Raw genomic sequence first — 16,579 nt, forward strand, 5'->3', positions numbered from 1 at the left:
CCTCCAGTCGACGCCCCCTGGTTCGCCTTCGAACGCGGGGTGGTACGCCGGGGACGGTAGGGAGACCGGGTGACGGGAAGGAGACCTGACGGGAGCATGACGGTGAACGTTGACGGGAACGCGCCGGGGCGGCGGACGAGGGCGGGGTCCGCGCCGAGGTCGAGCCCCGGCCCGGGATCCCCGGTCGGGGCACCTGGCGCCTCCCGGCCCGTACGGGGTTCCCCGGGGTCGCCCGGGGGCGTACCGGGCGTACCCGTAGGGGATCCGTCGGGTACGTACGGGCCCGTGCCCGGACTTGTAGGGGACCCGTTCGCCGGAACCTGACCCGTAGGGGATCCGTCCACCGGGCCCGGACCTGGGCCCTGACCCGTAGGGGATTCCCCCGCCGGAGCCGGACCCGGACCCGGGCCCGTAGGGGACCTGTCCCCCGGAGGCGGCCGTCGTACCGGAATCCGCAGGATCGTCCCGCAGGAACAGCCCAGTTCAGGGTGGGGCCAGTCGTCCTCGCGGCCGCAGGAGGAGCAGCGGACGGTGACCCATTCGTCCGACCAGTTCCGGCGGGTGATCGGTTCGGCCGGAGTGCCGGGCAGCAGGGGCGGCGCGACCGGGTTTCCGCACGGGCAGGGATAGGCGGGAGCCGCGTACGACTGCGTCCGCAGGCACGCGGGGCAGCGCACCGGTACCGAATCACTCACGGCCAACCCCCTGTCGTTCCGCCCCATCGTCCTCCCCGTGGGCCGTCGGAGGAGGGTGTTCGGCCACTTCCGTGACCCTGTCGGGGGTCGGAGTCGGGGCCTCTCTTGACGGCTCTTCGAAGCCCCACCTACATTGCTTCCGTATCGCAGAACAGTATTTCCGCATTACGGAAACAAGTCGTCCGGGGTTCTTCGAGCCGACCGGTGGGCTTGCATCCGCCCGGCCGAAGCAGGAGCACTCCCATGCCTCGTATGACCGCCGCCGCAGCGGCCGTTGAGATCCTCAAGCGCGAAGGCGTCACCCAGGCCTTCGGCGTCCCCGGCGCGGCCATCAACCCCTTCTACCGCGAGCTGAGGAACGTGGGCGGCGTCCGCCACACGCTCGCCCGGCACGTCGAGGGCGCGTCCCACATGGCCGAGGGCTACACGCGGGCCAAGGCAGGGAACATCGGCGTCTGCGTCGGCACCTCGGGGCCCGCGGGCACCGACATGATCACCGGCCTGTACTCGGCGATCGCCGACTCCATCCCGATCCTCTGCATCACGGGCCAGGCGCCCGTCGCCAAGCTCCACAAGGAGGACTTCCAGGCCGTCGACATCGCGACCATCGCCCGGCCGGTGACCAAGGCGGCCACCACCGTCCTGGAGGCCGCGCAGGTCCCCGGCGTCCTCCAGCAGGCCTTCCACCTCATGCGTTCCGGCCGCCCCGGGCCGGTCCTCGTCGACCTCCCGATCGACGTCCAGCTGACCGAGATCGAGTTCGACCCCGAGACCTACGAGCCGCTGCCCGTCCACCGGCCGAAGGCCACCCGCGCCCAGGCCGAGAAGGCGCTGGGCTTCCTCCTGGGGTCCGAGCGGCCGCTGATCGTCGCGGGCGGCGGAGTCGTCAACGCCGACGCGACCGATCTGCTCGTCGAGTTCGCCGAACTGACCGGCGTCCCCGTCATCTCCACCCTGATGGGCTGGGGAACCATCCCCGACGACCACGAACTGTCCGCGGGCATGGTCGGCGTCCAGACCGCGCACCGCTACGGCAACGCGACCTTCCTGGAGTCGGACTTCGTCCTCGGCATCGGCAACCGCTGGGCCAACCGCCACACCGGCTACAACCTCGACGCGTACACCCGGGGCCGCACGTTCGTCCACGTCGACATCGAGCCCACCCAGCTCGGCAGGATCTTCGCCCCGGACTACGGCATCGCCTCCGACGCCAAGGCGGCCCTGGAACTCTTCGTCGAGATCGCCAGGGAGCTGAAGGAGGCGGGCGGACTGCCCGACTTCGGAGCCTGGGCCGCCTCCGCGCAGGAGCGCAAGGCCACGCTCCAGCGCCGTACGCACTTCGACGCCGTCCCGATGAAGCCGCAGCGCGTCTACGAGGAGATGAACAAGGTCTTCGGCCGGGACACGCGGTACGTCACCACCATCGGTCTCTCCCAGATCGCCGCCGCCCAGTTCCTGCACGTCTACAAGCCGCGCCACTGGATCAACTGCGGTCAGGCGGGCCCGCTCGGCTGGACCATCCCGGCCGCGATCGGCGCCGCGACGGCCGACCCGGACACCCCCGTCGTCGCGCTCTCCGGCGACTACGACTTCCAGTTCATGATCGAGGAACTGGCGGTCGCCGCCCAGCACAAGGTGCCCTACGTCCACGTCCTGGTGAACAACGCCTATCTGGGCCTGATCCGCCAGGCGCAGGTGGGCCTCGGCATCGACTTCCAGGTCAACCTGGAGTTCGAGAACGTCAACACCCCCGAGATCGGCGTCTACGGAGTCGACCACGTCAAGGTCGCCGAGGGCCTGGGCGTCAAGGCGATCCGCGTCACCGACCCCGAGGAGCTGGCCGAAGCCCTGGAGCGGGCCCGGAAGCTGGCCGTCGAGCACCAGGTCCCCGTCGTCGTCGAGGCCATCCTGGAACGCGTCACCAACATCGCCATGAGCAGGACGGCCGACATGAGCGACGTCACCGAGTTCGAGGAACTGGCGACCGAGCCGGGCCACGCGCCGACCGCGATCAAGGCCCTCCGGGTCTGACCGGCGGGCCCGTCATGGGCCCGGCGAGGGGCCGACCGCCGCCCCCCGGTCGACGGCGGGGAGCCGGCCGCCGTCCACCCCCGGTCGGCGGCCCTCGCCGGGCCCGTCCCCGGTCGGCCCCGGCCGGCTCACCCCCGGTCGGCTCCCCGCCGGGCCCGTACGAGGACCTCGCCCGCCGCCGTCCAGCTGTAGAGGACCGAACGGCCCGCCCGGTCCCGCCGTACGAGACCGGCGTCGAGCAGCACCTTCAGATGCCGCCCCACCGAACCGAGGCCCTGCCCGGTGAGCGCCACCAACTGACTGGTGGACGTGGGAGATCCGAGCCGTATGAGGACCCCGGCGCGGGCCTTGCCGAGAAGCGCGCCCAGCGCCTCGGGCACCACGGGGCCCGTCGTGTCCGCCAGGGCGCCGGAGCACGCGTACACGATCGCGTGCCGCCGCGAGCCCTCCCAGGACACCCACCCCTGACGGGGTGTCACCGGGACGAAGAGGAGCCGTCCTCCGTCGATCCTCCGGGGCGGATACGCCCGGGGGTTGACCTGGAGGCGTCCGTCGCCCAGCCAGCGCAGCTTCCCTGGTTGCAGCTCGTCGAGTGCCGCCGCCCAGCCGTCCCGGGCCAGGCGCGCGGTCCGCGCCACCACGTCGGCCTCCAGGATCCGGCGCCTGCGCTCCCAGTCGGGCAGCACCGTCTCCCGCCACACCCACTCCAGGACACCCGCCATCCGCTGCGGCAGGTCCTTCTCCGACCGCAGCGGCTCTCCCACCCTGCCGCCCACCGCCACCTCCAACTGGGCGACCGCGTCCGCTGGTTCGGCCTCCCGGACGGCCTCGACCTCCTCCTCGAAGGACCTGCCCGGCTCGCCCGTCGGCGTCGGGGTCACGAAGTCGGCGTTCCAGGTGGGCCCGAGGGCCGCCTTGACGAGGAGCCCGTCGAGCGGTTCGGCGGCGATCCGACGCCGGTAGGCGGGCAGCCGGGCGGTGAGCCAGGCGCGCTCGCCCGGATGGGCGGCCGACGCGTGGTGCAGCGTCTTCAGGGCGGCGATCGTCTCGGCGAGCGGCGAGACGACGAACCGGCACCCGGCCAGCGAATCCGTGCCGATCTGCCACCAGCCCACGCCGTCCGCCCGTCTTCGTGCCGTTGCCGCCACCCGAGGGCGGCCGTCCTCGCGCGGAGTCCGCCGGAGCCCCGCGCGCACGCCCTTTCGCGGGTGCGCGAAACAGTACCGGGCGCCGGGGGCCGGGCCGAGACTCCCCGGCATGGCCCGTTACCGCGATCTCTTCCGTACCCCCGAGTTCACCCCGCTCTTCCTCACCGGCGCCGCCCACAGCGCCGCCCAGACCGTCGCCGGTCTCGGGCTCGCCACGCTGGTGTACCGCGTGACCGGCTCCCCGTTCCTCTCCGCTCTCGCCCTGTTCGGCCCCGCGCTCGCCCAGTTGGCCGGCGCGGTCACGCTGCTCTCGGCCGCCGACCGGCTCCCGCCGCGCGCCGCGCTCGGCGGGATCGCCCTCTTCTTCGCCGCGGCCACGGCCGTCCTCGCCGTCCCCGGGCTGCCGACCGGGGCGGTCTTTGCGATCCTCTTCGCCGAGGGGCTCGCGGCTTCCCTCGGCGGCGGGGTGCGCTACGGGCTCCTCGACGAGATCCTGCCCCGCGCCTCCTATCCGCTGGGCCGCTCGATCGTCAACATGGCCACGGGCGTCTGCCAGATCGCCGGATTCGCGACCGGCGGCCTCCTCGTCGTCCTGCTCTCGCCGCGCGGCGCGGTCCTGGCGGGCGCGGGCTGCTACCTGCTCGCCGCGCTCCTCGCACGCGGCGGGCTCGGCGCCCGGCCGCCGCGCGCCGGCGGCCGGGCGTCGGTCGCCGAGACCTGGCGCACCAACCGGCGCCTCTGCTCCACCCCCGCCCTCCGCCGCTGCTATCTGGCCCTCTGGGTGCCCAACGGGCTGATCGTCGGCTGCGAGTCGCTGTTCGTGCCGTACGCCCCCGAGCGCGCCGGACTCCTCTTCGCCTGCGGCGCGTTCGGGATGCTGGTGGGGGACACCGCGGTGGGCCGCTTCGTGCCGACGCGGCTGCGCGGACGGCTCCGCTTCCCGCTCCAGGCGCTGCTCGCCGCCCCGTTCCCGCTGTTCGCGCTGGACCCGCCGCTGCCGCTCGCACTGGGCGCGGTGACGGTCTCGGCGATCGGGTACGGGGCGAGCCTGCTGCACCAGGAACGGCTGATGGCCCTGGTGCCGGAGGAACTGAGCGGTCACGCGCTCGGGCTGCACGCCTCGGGGATGCTCGCCTTCCAGGGAGTGAGCGCGGCCCTGGCCGGGGCGCTCGCCCAACTCGCCTCGCCCCGCACGGGGATGACCCTCCTCGCGGTCGCCTCCCTGGCGGTGACGTACGTCCTGGCGCGGGCGGACGCGGGCGGAGGGCCGGTCGGCGCGGGGCCCGCCGACGCGGGGCCCGCCGACGCGGGGCCGGTCGACGCGGAGTCCGGGCGGGGGTGAGGCCAACGCGCAGACGGCCGCGCACGGAGGGAAGCGCGTCCGGGAGTGCGGGGTGCGCGGGGCGGGACGGAGGCGCGCACGCGGAAAGAGCGCGGGGCCAGGGACCGTATACCTGGTTCCGCACTCTTTCCTCGGTGGCCGCCCGGCGGCACGGGGTCGGCGTGACAGGAGTCCATGCCGCCGGGCGGAGTCTCGGGGGGCGTGGGGACCGCGGCGGCACCGACGGGCGATCGGCACCTGCCTCCCTCGGGTCGGGAAGAAGGGGCCTCGCGTCCTTACCACCGCACTGGCTCGGAGCCACCGCGGTCCTCATGCTGTCCGGAGCACCGGCCACCCCTCATTCGGGCCGGTGTGCCGGACCGCGTACGGCGGGGACCTCCCGTCACCTGCCGTACGCCGTCTGGGTGATGCCGTCCGCTCAGTCCTCGCGCAGGGCGCGGACGGCCGAGGCCACGCGCTTGCCGTACTCCGGGTCGGCGGCGGCGAAGTGCGCGAGGTTCCTCTCGATGACGTCCTCGCGGGACACCTGGGACAGACCGCCGGCGATGTTGGCGACCAGACGGCCCTTCTCGTCCTCGGACATGAGCCGGTACAGCTCGCCCGCCTGGAAGAAGTCGTCGTCCTTGGTGTGCTGCGGGGCCGCGTGGGTGCCGGTCCAGCCGTGGATCGCGAGCGGGGCGGAGAGCGCCGTGTCCGTCTGGGCCGGGCCCCGGTGCGAGTTGGGCTCGTAGTTCTTGTCGTGGCGCGAGCCGTTGCGGGTGGCCATGAGACCGTCCCGGCCGTAGTTCTCCGCCACGGTGGCCTTGGGGGCGTTCACCGGGAGCTGGGTGTGGTTGACGCCGAGGCGGTAGCGGTGGGCGTCGGCGTAGGCGAACAGGCGCCCCTGGAGCATCTTGTCCGGCGAGGGGCCGATGCCGGGGACGAAGTTGTTCGGGGAGAACGCGGCCTGCTCGACCTCGGCGAAGACGTTGTCCGGATTGCGGTCGAGGACCAGCCGGCCCACGCGCTGGAGCGGGTAGTCGGCGTGCGGCCACACCTTGGTGAGGTCGAAGGGGTTGAACCGGTACTCCGCGGCCTCGGCGGCGGGCATCACCTGGACGTAGAGGGTCCAGGAGGGGTTCACGCCGCGCTCGATGGACTGGAGCAGATCGGTCTGGTGCGAGGAGGCGTCCTTGCCGACGAGTTCGGCCGCCTGCTCGGCGGAGAGGCAGCGGACGCCCTGGTTCGTCTTGAAGTGGTACTTGACGAAGAAGGCCTCGCCCGCCTCGTTGGTCCACTGGTAGGTGTGGGAGCCGTAGCCGTTCATATGACGGTACGAGGCCGGGATGCCCCGGTCGCCCATGAGCCAGGTGACCTGGTGGGTGGCCTCGGGGGCGTGCGCCCAGAAGTCCCAGACGTTGTCCGGCTCCTGCCTGCCCGTGAAGGGGTCGCGCTTCTGTGAGTGGATGAAGTCGGGGAACTTGATCGGGTCCTTGATGAAGAACACCGGGGTGTTGTTGCCGACGAGGTCGTAATTGCCCTCCTCGGTGTAGAACTTCAGGGCGAAACCGCGCGGGTCGCGGACCGCGTCCGCGCCGCCGAGCGAGTCGGCCACGGTGGAGAAACGGACGAACGTCTCGGTCCGCTTGCCGACCGCGCCGAGGAAGTGCGCCTTGGTGTACGCGGTGACGTCGTCGGTCACCTCGAAGAAGCCGTACGCGCCGGAGCCGCGGGCGTGGACCACGCGCTCCGGGATCCGCTCACGGTTGAAGCGCGCGAGCTTCTCGAACAGGTGCTGGTCCTGGAGGAGGAGAGGGCCACCGACGCCGGCGGTGGCGGAGTTCTGGTTGTCGGCGACGGGGGCGCCGGACTCGGTCGTAAGCACGCGCTTCGACATCGTGACCTTCCGTACGGGAGCTCTGCTGAGATCCGTGGAGCCTAGGTTCGGCTCGAACAAGACGTCAACAGTTTGTTGAAAAGGGAGGTGGGGTGTTCCGGCCGGCGGCGACGCCTGGGCGCGACAGGACAGGTTGTCAGCGCCGCCGCCGGCCGGAAGTCGATGGCCCCGGCAGCCGCCGGGGGCGGGGGTCAGACCTGCGGGCCGGAGAGGCGCTCGACGGCGCGAAGCAGGGCCGAATGGTCGAGACCGCCGTCGCCCTGGGCGCGCAGCGAGGCGACCAGCTGGGCGACGACCGCGCCGACCGGGAGGGCGGCGCCGACGGTGCGGGCGGCCTCGGTGACGATGCCCATGTCCTTGTGGTGCAGATCGATCCGGAAGCCGGGCTTGAAGTCCCGGTTCAGGAAGTTGTCCTTCTTGCGGGTCAGCACGGTCGAACCGGCCAGTCCGCCGTTGAGGACATCGAGGGCCGCGTTCAGGTCCACGCCCGACTTCTCCAGGAAGACCACGGCTTCGGCGCACGCCTGGATGTTGACCGCGACGATCAGCTGGTTGGCGGCCTTCACCGTCTGGCCCGAGCCGTGCGGACCGCACAGGACGATGGTCCTGCCCAGCGCCTCAAGGAGGGGAAGGGCCTCGTCGAAGTCGGCCCGCCTGCCGCCGACCATGATCGACAGAACGGCCTCGACGGCACCGGCCTCGCCTCCGGAGACCGGGGCGTCGAGGACGCGCAGGCCCTTCTCGGCGGCGTTCACGGCCAGATCGACCGAGGTCTGCGGGGTGATGGAGGACATGTCGACGATCAGGGCGCCGGGCCGGGCGTTCTCCAGGATGCCCTCGGGTCCGTAGGCGATCGCCTCGACCTGCGGGGAGGCGGGCACCATCGTGACGATGACGTCGGCGTCCCGGACGGCCTCGGCGATCGATCCGGCGACGGTGCCGCCCGCGGCGGCGAGCCGGTCTAGCTTGTCCTGCTCCAGGGTGTAGCCGGTGACCTGGTAGCCGGCCTTCAGCAGGTTCTCGGACATGGGGGAGCCCATGATGCCGAGGCCGATCCACGCGATCGTGGGAAGAGTGCTCATGGTGAGGGTGCCTCTCGGGACGAGGGGGTACGGGAGGGGGCCGGACCGGGCGGCGGGTGCCGGTCCCGCGCCCCGGGTCAGTGGGCCGGGCGGTCCTCGGCCGGGAGCCAGTCGAAGGACGCGGCGGTGTCGGCGGCCTTGTACTCCAGGCCGATCCAGCCGTCGTAACCGGCCTTCCGCAGCTCGTCGAGGTACCGGCCGAGCGGCAGGTCGCCAGTGCCCGGCGCGCCCCGGCCCGGGTTGTCCGCGATCTGGACGTGGCCGGTCCTGTCGGCGTACTCCGCGATGATCCGGCCGACGTCCTCGCCGTTCATCGACAGGTGGTAGACGTCGAGGAGGAACCTGGCGTTGCCGAGGCCGGTGGCCGCGTTGACCCGGTCGACGACCTCGACGGTGGCCTCGGCGCTCACCAGCGGGTAGAGCGGCGACTCCGGCTCGTTGAGGGTCTCGACGAGGAGGATCGCACCGACGCGGTCGGCGGCGCGGGCGGCGAGCACCAGGTTCTCCAGGGCGAGCGCGTCCTGGACCGCCGGGTCGACGCCCTCCACGCGGTTGCCGTAGAGCGCGTTGAGCGCGGTGCAGCCGACGGAGGCGGCGAAGTCGGCCGCGACCTCGATGTTGGCGCGGAAGCGGTCGGACTCCTCGCCGGGTACGGAGAGGGCGCCGCGATCGGGGCCGGGCAGCCGGCCGGCGTAGAAGTTCAGGCCCACCAGCCGGGTCCCGGCGTCGTCGAGGGCCTTCTTGAGGGCGTCGAGTTCGCTCTGCTCGGGGGTGGCGGTGTCGGTCCAGGGCCACCACAGCTCGACCGCCGTGAAACCGGCGGCGGCGGCCGCCGCCGGGCGTTCCAGGAGCGGAAGTTCGGTGAAGAGGATCGACAGGTTCACATCGAAGCGCTGGTCCGTGCCTGCGCCTACCGGGAAGCGGGCCATGAAGGGCGGCGCTCCTTCCGTATAGCGGAAGTTTGTTTCTGTCTGACGGAATGCTGCAAGGTGGGCGAGGCGCTTGTCAAGGGGTCCCCGCAGGTCCGGGGCTCCCCAGGGCTCGGGCGGGGCCGTAGCGTGGGGCCATGGTGCGTTTGAGAGTGGAGTTCACGACCGAGCCGTTCGACCTCGACGAGGCCCCGGCGCACGCGGTCGTGGCCCGTGAGGTCATCCAGTCCGCCGAACTGGACGCGGTCGACGTCGGCCCCTTCGGCAACACGGCGGAAGGCGGCTCCGAGGAGGTCCTCGGCGCGGTCGGCGAGCTGCTGCGCCGCTCCCTGGCGGCCGGTGCCACCCGGGTCTCCCTCCAGGTCAACGTGATAGGCGGGGCCGACGAGGCGGGGGAGGCCGGGAAGTGAGCGAACACCCGCTCGTCGCCGCCGTGAAGCCCCTGGCCGACGCCATGGGGGCCGAGCTGCTCGCCCCCGGAAGGGCGGAGGGCGACGACGTGGTCCTGTCCTGGGAGGGGGAGGAGGTGCTCGCGGTACGGCTGCCGCAGCTGTCCGAATCCCTCGGTCGCATTCTGGCCGCGATGGAGCGCCGGCACGGCAGGCCGCTGGCCGAGCTGGACCGCAAGGCCAAGCAGGAGGCGGTCCGGCTGCTGGAGGCGCGCGGCGCCTTCTCCGTACGCCATGGGGTGGAGACGGTCGCGGGGGCGCTGGGCGTCTCCCGTTTCACGATTTACAACTACCTCAACAGAGAGACCGCCCTGAACAGGGAAAAGGCCGCCAACGACGACTAGTTGGGCCTCTTGTGACGCGAGCCGCCGCCCGGATGTCGGGGCGGCGGCTTTTGCGTGACCGAGTTTTCAACAAAGTGTTGACGTCGTGTTGCGGAGGGCGTTAGCTATCCGCAGCCCGTCCGACGCACAGCGAAAAACAGCCACGGAGGCTTCCCGTGACTTCAGGTACGACACCGGGCCTCACCCGGTTCAACACCTCCGCGGAGAGCGAGGCCGCGGCCGTGCTCCACGAGGTGTGCTCCAGTTCGGCGTGGGGGAGGGCGATCCTCGTCCGGCGCCCGTACGCCACCGCCGAAGCGCTCTTCCTCGCCAGTGACGCCGCCATGGCCGAACTGACCGCCGAGGATCTCGCCGAGGCGATGGCGGGACACCCGCCGATCGGGCGCCCGAAGGAAGGGGACCCGACCTCCTCCCGCGAGCAGAGCGGGATGGCCGGCGCATCCGAACGGCTCAAGGCCGAGTTGCTCGACCTCAACCTGGCCTACCAGGAGAGGTTCCGCCATGTCTTCCTCATCTGCGCCACCGGCAGAACCGGCGAACAGATGCTCGACGCGCTCAGGGAGCGGATCGGGAACCCGCCCGAGACGGAGCGGGAGATCGTCCGCACCGAACTGGGCAGCATCAACCGTATCCGGCTCACCCGGCTCGTAGAGGAAGAGGACTCCGCATGAGTACCGACACCACGGCATCGGTGTCCACGCACATCCTGGACACCAGCGTCGGCCGCCCCGCCGAGGGCGTGCCCGTCACGCTCTCGGCCCGGTCAGGCTCCGGCGCGCGGTGGGTCACGCTCGGCGGCTCGGCCACCGACGCGGACGGGCGCTGCAAGGACCTCCCGGCCCTGCCGGAAGGCACCACCCATGTACGCCTCGACTTCGAGGTCGAGACGTACTTCTCCACGAAACAAGCCGAGGCGCAGCAGGACGCCCCCCGCGTAAGGGACAGCGGTGCGTTCTTCCCGGAGGTGGCGATCACGTTCGCCGTCACCCCGGGCGAGCACTACCACGTACCGCTGCTGCTCAACCCGTTCGGCTACTCCGTATACCGAGGGAGCTAGCAGACATGCCCACGATTCTCGGCCAGAACCAGTACGGCAAAGCGGAGAACCGCGTCGTCAGGATCACGCGGGACGGCGACACCCACCACATCAAGGACCTCAACGTATCCGTCGCCCTCTCCGGCGACCTCGAAGACGTCCACCTCTCCGGCTCCAACGCCCACTGCCTCCCCACCGACACGACGAAGAACACCGTCTTCGCGTTCGCCAAGAAGTACGGCATCGAGTCCGCCGAACAGTTCGGCATCCACCTCGCCCGCCACTTCGTGACGAGCCAGGAGCCCATCCGGCGCGCCCGCATCCGGATCGAGGAGTACGCCTGGGACCGGATCGCCACCTCCGAGGCCAACTCCAAGTTCATCGGCGCCGACGAGGTCAACCACTCCTTCGTCCGCCAGGGCCAGGAGACCCGCGTCACCCAGATCACCTACGACGGCAGGAACTGGGAGGTCGTCTCCGGCCTCAAGGACCTCGTCGTCATGAACTCCACCAACTCGGAGTTCTGGGGCTACATCAAGGACGAGTACACCACCCTCCAGGAGGCCTACGACCGCATCCTGGCCACCCAGGTCTCCGGTCGCTGGCGGTTCAACTGGACCGACGACGACCAGCGCATGCCCCACTGGGAGCGGTCCTACGCCGAGACCCGGAAGCACATGCTCCAGGCCTTCGCCGAGACCTACTCGCTCTCGCTCCAGCAGACGCTCTACCAGATGGCCTCGCGGATCATCGACCACCGCTCCGAGATCGACGAAGTCCGCTTCTCGCTCCCCAACAAGCACCACTTCCTCGTCGACCTCGAACCGTTCGGCCTGAAGAACGACAACGAGGTCTACTACGCCGCCGACCGCATGTACGGCCTCATCGAGGCCACCGTCCTCCGCGACGGAGCCACGGCGCGGATCCCGGTCGACATGACCAACCTCTAAGCGGCATCTGAGTGAACGGCCCCCGTCCGCCCCGCGGCCCGGCGGGGGCCGCGCCAGACCGGAGGGAATTCCATGGCACTGCCAGCAAAGGGGCCGGCACCCGCCGAAGGCCCGTGTTCCACCCTGCCGGACACCCCCGGCCAGGTCCATCCGGTGGACGAGAAGCTCCCCGCCTCACGGCTCGTCCCCGCGGCACTCCAGCACATCGCCGCCATGTACGCGGGCGTCGTCACCCCTCCGCTCATCATCGGCCAGGCCGTCGGCCTGGACGCGGCCGGGATGACCCGGCTCATCGCCGCCGGACTGCTCATCGCCGGCTGCGCGACCATCCTCCAGACCCTCGGCGTCGGACGCCTCGCCGGAAACCGGCTCCCGTTCGTCAACGCCGCCTCCTCCGCGGGCATCGCCCCGATGCTCGCCATCGCCGAGACCAGCGCCCCCGGCCACCAACTCCCCGCCATCTACGGGGCGGTGATGGTCGCCGGAGTCTTCTGTCTCGCCGTCGGACCCTTCTTCGGCAGGCTCCTGCGCTTCTTCCCGCCGCTCGTCACCGGCGTCGTGATCACCCTCATCGGCGTCACCCTGATGCCCGTCCCCGTCGGCTGGGCCCAGGGCGGCGACCGGACCGCCGCCGACTTCGGCTCCACACGACAGCTGGCGCTCGCCGGGTTCACCCTCGCCGTCATCCTGCTCTTCCAGCGCTTCGGCAAGGGCTTCGTCAAGCAGATCGCCCTGCTGCTCGGCCTCTTCATCGGCACCCTCGCCGCGATCCCCTTCGGCATGGCCGACGCCGACGCCCTCCGCCAGGCACCCGTCGCCGCCCTGCCCACCCCCTTCGCCTTCGGCGCCCCCGAGTTCCAGCCCGCCGCGGTCCTCTCCCTGTGCATCGTCACGCTCGTCCTCATGACCGAGTCCAGCGCCGGAATGCTCGCCCTCGGCGAGATCTGCGAGCGGCCGAGCGACGGCCGGACCATCACCCGGGGTCTGCGCACCGACGGCATCGCGACCCTCCTCGGCCCCGTCTTCGGCGGCTTCCCCACCTCGGCCTTCGCCCAGAACGTCGGCGTCGTCTCACTGACCAAGGTGCGCTCCCGGTACGTGGTCGCCGTCGCGGGCGGCGTCCTGCTGGTCCTCGGCGCCTTCCCCGTCCTCGGCGCCGTCGTCTCCCTGGTCCCGATGCCCGTCCTCGGCGGTGCCGGCATCGTCCTCTTCGGCTCGATCGCGGTCTCCGGCATCCGCACCCTGGCGGAAGCCGGACTCGACGACAGCTCCAACATCATCCTGGTGGCCGTCGCCCTGGGCGCGGGCATCATCCCGCTCGCCGCCCCCACCTTCTACGCCGGGTTCCCCGCCTGGGCGCAGACGGTCCTGGGCTCCGGCATCAGCGCGGGCGCGCTCGTCGCCGTCCTCCTCAACCTCTTCTTCCACCACCTCGGCACCCGGAGCCGCGCCACGGCGGGCCCGGCACTCGAATCCTCCTAGGGTCCTGCCGTGCCCACTTCGCCCCAGAGGAATGAAGGAACCACCGCCATGGCAGCACCTCCGGCAGCCCCGCGCATCGTCGTCGAGAACGCGGCGATCGCCACCGTGGACGCGGACGGCACCGAGTACGCCTCGGGCCACCTCGTCGTCGCGGGCAACAGGATCGAGTCCGTCGGCGCCGGGAAGGCGCCCGAAGGGCTGGAGAACGTGGTCCGGCGCATCGACGCCACCGGCCACCTCCTCACCCCCGGCCTGGTCAACACCCACCACCACTTCTACCAGTGGCTCACCCGGGGCCTCGCCACCGACCACAACCTCTTCGACTGGCTCGTCGCCCTCTACCCCACCTGGGCACGGATCGACGAACCGATGGTGCGCGCCGCCGCCCGGGGCTCGCTGGCCATGATGGCCCGGGGCGGTGTCACCACCGCCATGGACCACCACTACGTGTACCCGGTGGGCTCCGGCGACCTGTCGGGCGCCATCATCGGCGCCGCCGCGGAGACGGGCGTGCGCTTCACCCTGGCCCGAGGCTCCATGGACCGCAGCGAGAAGGACGGCGGGCTGCCGCCGGACTTCGCCGTCGAGACCACCGAGGGCGCGCTGGCCGCGACGGAGGAGACGGTCCGCAGGCACCACGACGCCTCCTTCGACGCGATGACCCAGATCGCCGTGGCCCCCTGCTCGCCGTTCTCCATCTCCACCGGACTCCTCCGGGAGGGCGCCGCGCTCGCCCGCCGCCTCGGCGTGCGGATGCACACCCACGGCTCGGAGACCGTGGAGGAGGAGCGGTTCTGCCACGAACTGTTCGGGATGGGCCCGACGGAGTACTTCGAGTCCACCGGCTTCCTCGGCGAGGACGTGTGGATGGCGCACTGCGTCCACATGAACGACTCCGACATCGCCGCGTTCGCCCGCACCGGCACCGGGGTCGCCCACTGCCCGTCCTCCAACGCGCGGCTCGGCGCGGGCATCGCCCGGGTCCCCGACATGCTGAAGGCGGGCGTCCCCGTCGGCCTCGGCGTCGACGGCACCGCCTCCAACGAGACCGGCGAACTCCACACCGAGCTGCGCAACGCGCTCCTCGTCAACCGGCTCGGCGCCCACCGCGAGAGCGCGCTCACCGTCCGGCAGGCCCTGCGCCTCGGCACCCACGGCGGCGCCCGGGTCCTCGGCCGCGCCGACGCCGTCGGCTCCCTCGAACCGGGCAAGCTCGCCGACTTCGTCCTCTGGAGGATCGACGGGCTCGGCCACTCCACGATCGCCGACCCGGTCGCCGCCCTCGTCCTCGGCCCGCCCGCCCCGGTCACCGCCTCCTTCGTCGACGGCCGGCAGATCGTCGAGAACGGGCGACTGCTCACCGTCGACGAGGACACCCTCGCGCGCGAGGCACGCACGGAGGCCCGGCGCCTGGCCCGCCTCACGGCCCAGGGCTGACCCTCCCCCAGGAGTCCGGCCGAGGGGAACGGCCCTCGACCGGCCGCCGTGGACCCGAGCCGGACCCACGGCGACCGGGCCGGGAGACGCCGTACGCCCGCCGCGTACGGCACCTCCCGGCCCGGCTACCCACGCCCGCCCCCATCGGGTGCCCGTCCCGCGCGCCGCACCCCCTCCGCGCGCGCACCGCACCACCCCGGCAAGGAGCCGCACCTCCTGCTTCGCACCGCATCGCACCACCTCCCTGACACCCGCGTCACCGCCGACGCGTACCCGACCGGAGGAACCGCCGTGGCCGCCATGCCCCAGGTTCGCAATGCACAAGACGCAGGCTCCGCTTCCGACCGCGAGACGCATCCGGTCGACGAGACGCTGCCCCCACTGAAGATGCTCACCAGCGGCCTCCAGCACGTGGCCGCCATGTACGCGGGCGTCGTCGCCCCGCCCCTGATCGTCGGAGCGGCCGTCGGCCTGTCCGGCACCGAACTCACCTTCCTGACCGGCGCCAGCCTCTTCACCGCCGGGCTCGCCACCTTCCTCCAGACCCTCGGCGTCTGGAGGATCGGCGCCCGGCTGCCATTCGTCAACGGCGTCACCTTCGCCGGGGTCGCGCCGATGCTCGCCATCGTCGACACCACCGACGACAAGTCCGACGCCCTCCCGGTGATCTTCGGCGCGATCATCGTCGCCGGACTCCTCGGCTTCCTCGCCGCCCCCTGGTTCTCCCGGCTCGTACGGTTCTTCCCGCCGGTCGTCACCGGCACCGTGATCACCCTCATCGGGGTCTCCCTCCTGCCCGTCGCCTTCGGCTGGGCCCAGGGGCCGAACCCCAAGGCCGCCGACTACGGTTCGACCACGTTCCTCTCCCTGGCCGGGATCACCCTGGTCGTCGTCCTGCTGCTGCGCCGTTTCACCCGAGGCTTCCTCAAGCAGATCGCCGTCCTCGTCGGCCTCCTCGTCGGCACGCTGATCGCCATCCCGTTCGGCGTCACCGACTTCTCCCCGGTGACCGGCGCCGACCTCGTCGGCTTCCCCTCGCCGTTCCACTTCGGCGCCCCGCGGTTCGCCCTCGCCGCGATCATCTCCCTCTGTGTGGTCATGCTGGTCTCCATGACGGAGTCGACCGCCGACATGCTGGCGCTCGGCGAGATCGTCGACCGGCCGGCCGACGAGAAGACCATCGCGGCCGGACTGCGCGCCGACACCCTGGGCTCCGCGATCAGCCCGCTCTTCAACGGCTTCATGTGCAGTGCCTTCGCGCAGAACATCGGCCTGGTCGCCATGACCCGCATCCGCAGCCGCTTCGTCGTCGCCTGCGGCGGCGGCTTCCTGGTCCTGATGGGGCTCTCCCCGGTCGCCGCCTCGCTGATCTCGGTCGTCCCCCGGCCGGTCCTCGGCGGCGCGGGCGTCGTCCTCTTCGGCTCGGTCGCAGCCAGCGGCATCCAGACCCTGGTCAAGGCCGGTCTGGAGAAGGACAACAACGTCCTCATCGTGGCCGTGTCGCTGGCCGTTGGCATCATCCCGATCACCAAGCCGGACTTCTACCACGCCTTCCCGGAGACCGCCCAGATCATCCTGGACTCGGGCATCTCCACCGGCTGTGTCGCCGCCGTCCTGCTCAACGTGGTCTTCAACCACATCGGCCGGGGCAGGGACGCCGACGAGGTCACCGCGCCGATGGAACCGGCCGAGGAGATCTCCGGCGCCCGCACGGGCAAGTCGACACCCAACCGCTGAACCCACCCGCGCGCCCACCGCCCGCGCGCCCACCGCCCGCG

14 protein-coding genes are annotated in these 16,579 nt (G+C 71.7%); 10 read left to right on the forward strand and 4 right to left on the reverse strand.

Going from position 1 to position 16,579, the window contains the following annotated elements:
- Positions 1–938: 938 nt before the first annotated feature.
- A complete protein-coding gene (gene gcl, locus BU197_RS26770; RefSeq protein ID WP_188270882.1) occupies positions 939–2,726 on the forward strand; it encodes a glyoxylate carboligase in 1,788 nt (595 codons plus the stop codon).
- A gap of 128 nt (positions 2,727–2,854) precedes the next feature.
- On the opposite strand, the gene BU197_RS26775 is transcribed toward gcl, so the two are convergent.
- Positions 2,855–3,841 (reverse strand): ArsR/SmtB family transcription factor, encoded by a 987-nt coding sequence (locus tag BU197_RS26775; protein ID WP_188270883.1) that lies wholly within the window; start codon positions 3,839–3,841, stop codon positions 2,855–2,857.
- 142 nt (positions 3,842–3,983) lie between these two features.
- Here BU197_RS26775 and BU197_RS26780 point away from each other — a divergent pair, with 142 nt between their 5' ends.
- On the forward strand, positions 3,984–5,216 hold the full coding sequence (locus BU197_RS26780; RefSeq protein ID WP_188270884.1) for an MFS transporter: 1,233 nt from the start codon (positions 3,984–3,986) through the stop codon (positions 5,214–5,216).
- A 418-nt stretch (positions 5,217–5,634) separates the two neighbouring features.
- Here BU197_RS26780 and BU197_RS26785 read toward each other — a convergent pair whose 3' ends face one another.
- The 3 genes from BU197_RS26785 to BU197_RS26795 all read right to left on the reverse strand — a co-directional run bounded on the left by BU197_RS26785 (position 5,635) and on the right by BU197_RS26795 (position 9,103).
- Positions 5,635–7,092: a catalase gene (locus tag BU197_RS26785; RefSeq protein ID WP_188270885.1), complete on the reverse strand. Its 1,458-nt coding sequence runs from the start codon at positions 7,090–7,092 to the stop codon at positions 5,635–5,637.
- Positions 7,093–7,283: 191 nt separating this feature from the next.
- Complete coding sequence (locus tag BU197_RS26790) at positions 7,284–8,174, reverse strand: 2-hydroxy-3-oxopropionate reductase (protein WP_188270886.1); 891 nt, start codon at positions 8,172–8,174, stop codon at positions 7,284–7,286.
- A 77-nt stretch (positions 8,175–8,251) separates the two neighbouring features.
- Positions 8,252–9,103 (reverse strand): TIM barrel protein, encoded by an 852-nt coding sequence (locus tag BU197_RS26795; protein ID WP_188270887.1) that lies wholly within the window; start codon positions 9,101–9,103, stop codon positions 8,252–8,254.
- Positions 9,104–9,243: 140 nt separating this feature from the next.
- Here BU197_RS26795 and BU197_RS26800 point away from each other — a divergent pair, with 140 nt between their 5' ends.
- The 8 genes from BU197_RS26800 to BU197_RS26835 all read left to right on the forward strand — a co-directional run bounded on the left by BU197_RS26800 (position 9,244) and on the right by BU197_RS26835 (position 16,538).
- Positions 9,244–9,513: a hypothetical protein gene (locus BU197_RS26800; protein WP_188271005.1), complete on the forward strand. Its 270-nt coding sequence runs from the start codon at positions 9,244–9,246 to the stop codon at positions 9,511–9,513.
- A 44-nt stretch (positions 9,514–9,557) separates the two neighbouring features.
- Positions 9,558–9,896 carry a helix-turn-helix domain-containing protein gene (locus BU197_RS26805; RefSeq protein ID WP_188271006.1) on the forward strand — a complete coding sequence of 113 codons (339 nt, stop codon included), beginning with the start codon at positions 9,558–9,560 and terminating at the stop codon, positions 9,894–9,896.
- A 155-nt stretch (positions 9,897–10,051) separates the two neighbouring features.
- Entirely contained in the window at positions 10,052–10,567 is a 516-nt protein-coding gene (gene uraD, locus BU197_RS26810; protein ID WP_188270888.1) for a 2-oxo-4-hydroxy-4-carboxy-5-ureidoimidazoline decarboxylase, read from the forward strand.
- On the forward strand, positions 10,564–10,953 hold the full coding sequence (uraH, locus tag BU197_RS26815; protein ID WP_188270889.1) for a hydroxyisourate hydrolase: 390 nt from the start codon (positions 10,564–10,566) through the stop codon (positions 10,951–10,953). Before uraD ends, uraH begins: the two co-directional genes overlap by 4 nt.
- 5 nt (positions 10,954–10,958) lie before the next feature.
- On the forward strand, positions 10,959–11,882 hold the full coding sequence (pucL, locus tag BU197_RS26820; RefSeq protein WP_188270890.1) for a factor-independent urate hydroxylase: 924 nt from the start codon (positions 10,959–10,961) through the stop codon (positions 11,880–11,882).
- Positions 11,883–11,954: 72 nt separating this feature from the next.
- Positions 11,955–13,364 carry a nucleobase:cation symporter-2 family protein gene (locus BU197_RS26825; RefSeq protein ID WP_188270891.1) on the forward strand — a complete coding sequence of 470 codons (1,410 nt, stop codon included), beginning with the start codon at positions 11,955–11,957 and terminating at the stop codon, positions 13,362–13,364.
- 48 nt (positions 13,365–13,412) lie between these two features.
- Positions 13,413–14,801 (forward strand): 8-oxoguanine deaminase, encoded by a 1,389-nt coding sequence (locus BU197_RS26830; protein ID WP_188270892.1) that lies wholly within the window; start codon positions 13,413–13,415, stop codon positions 14,799–14,801.
- Positions 14,802–15,101: 300 nt separating this feature from the next.
- Positions 15,102–16,538 carry a nucleobase:cation symporter-2 family protein gene (locus BU197_RS26835; protein WP_188271007.1) on the forward strand — a complete coding sequence of 479 codons (1,437 nt, stop codon included), beginning with the start codon at positions 15,102–15,104 and terminating at the stop codon, positions 16,536–16,538.
- The last annotated feature ends 41 nt before the right edge of the window (positions 16,539–16,579 follow it).

It is taken from the genome of Streptomyces sp. CBMA291, assembly GCF_014596525.1.
Lineage (GTDB): Bacteria > Actinomycetota > Actinomycetes > Streptomycetales > Streptomycetaceae > Streptomyces.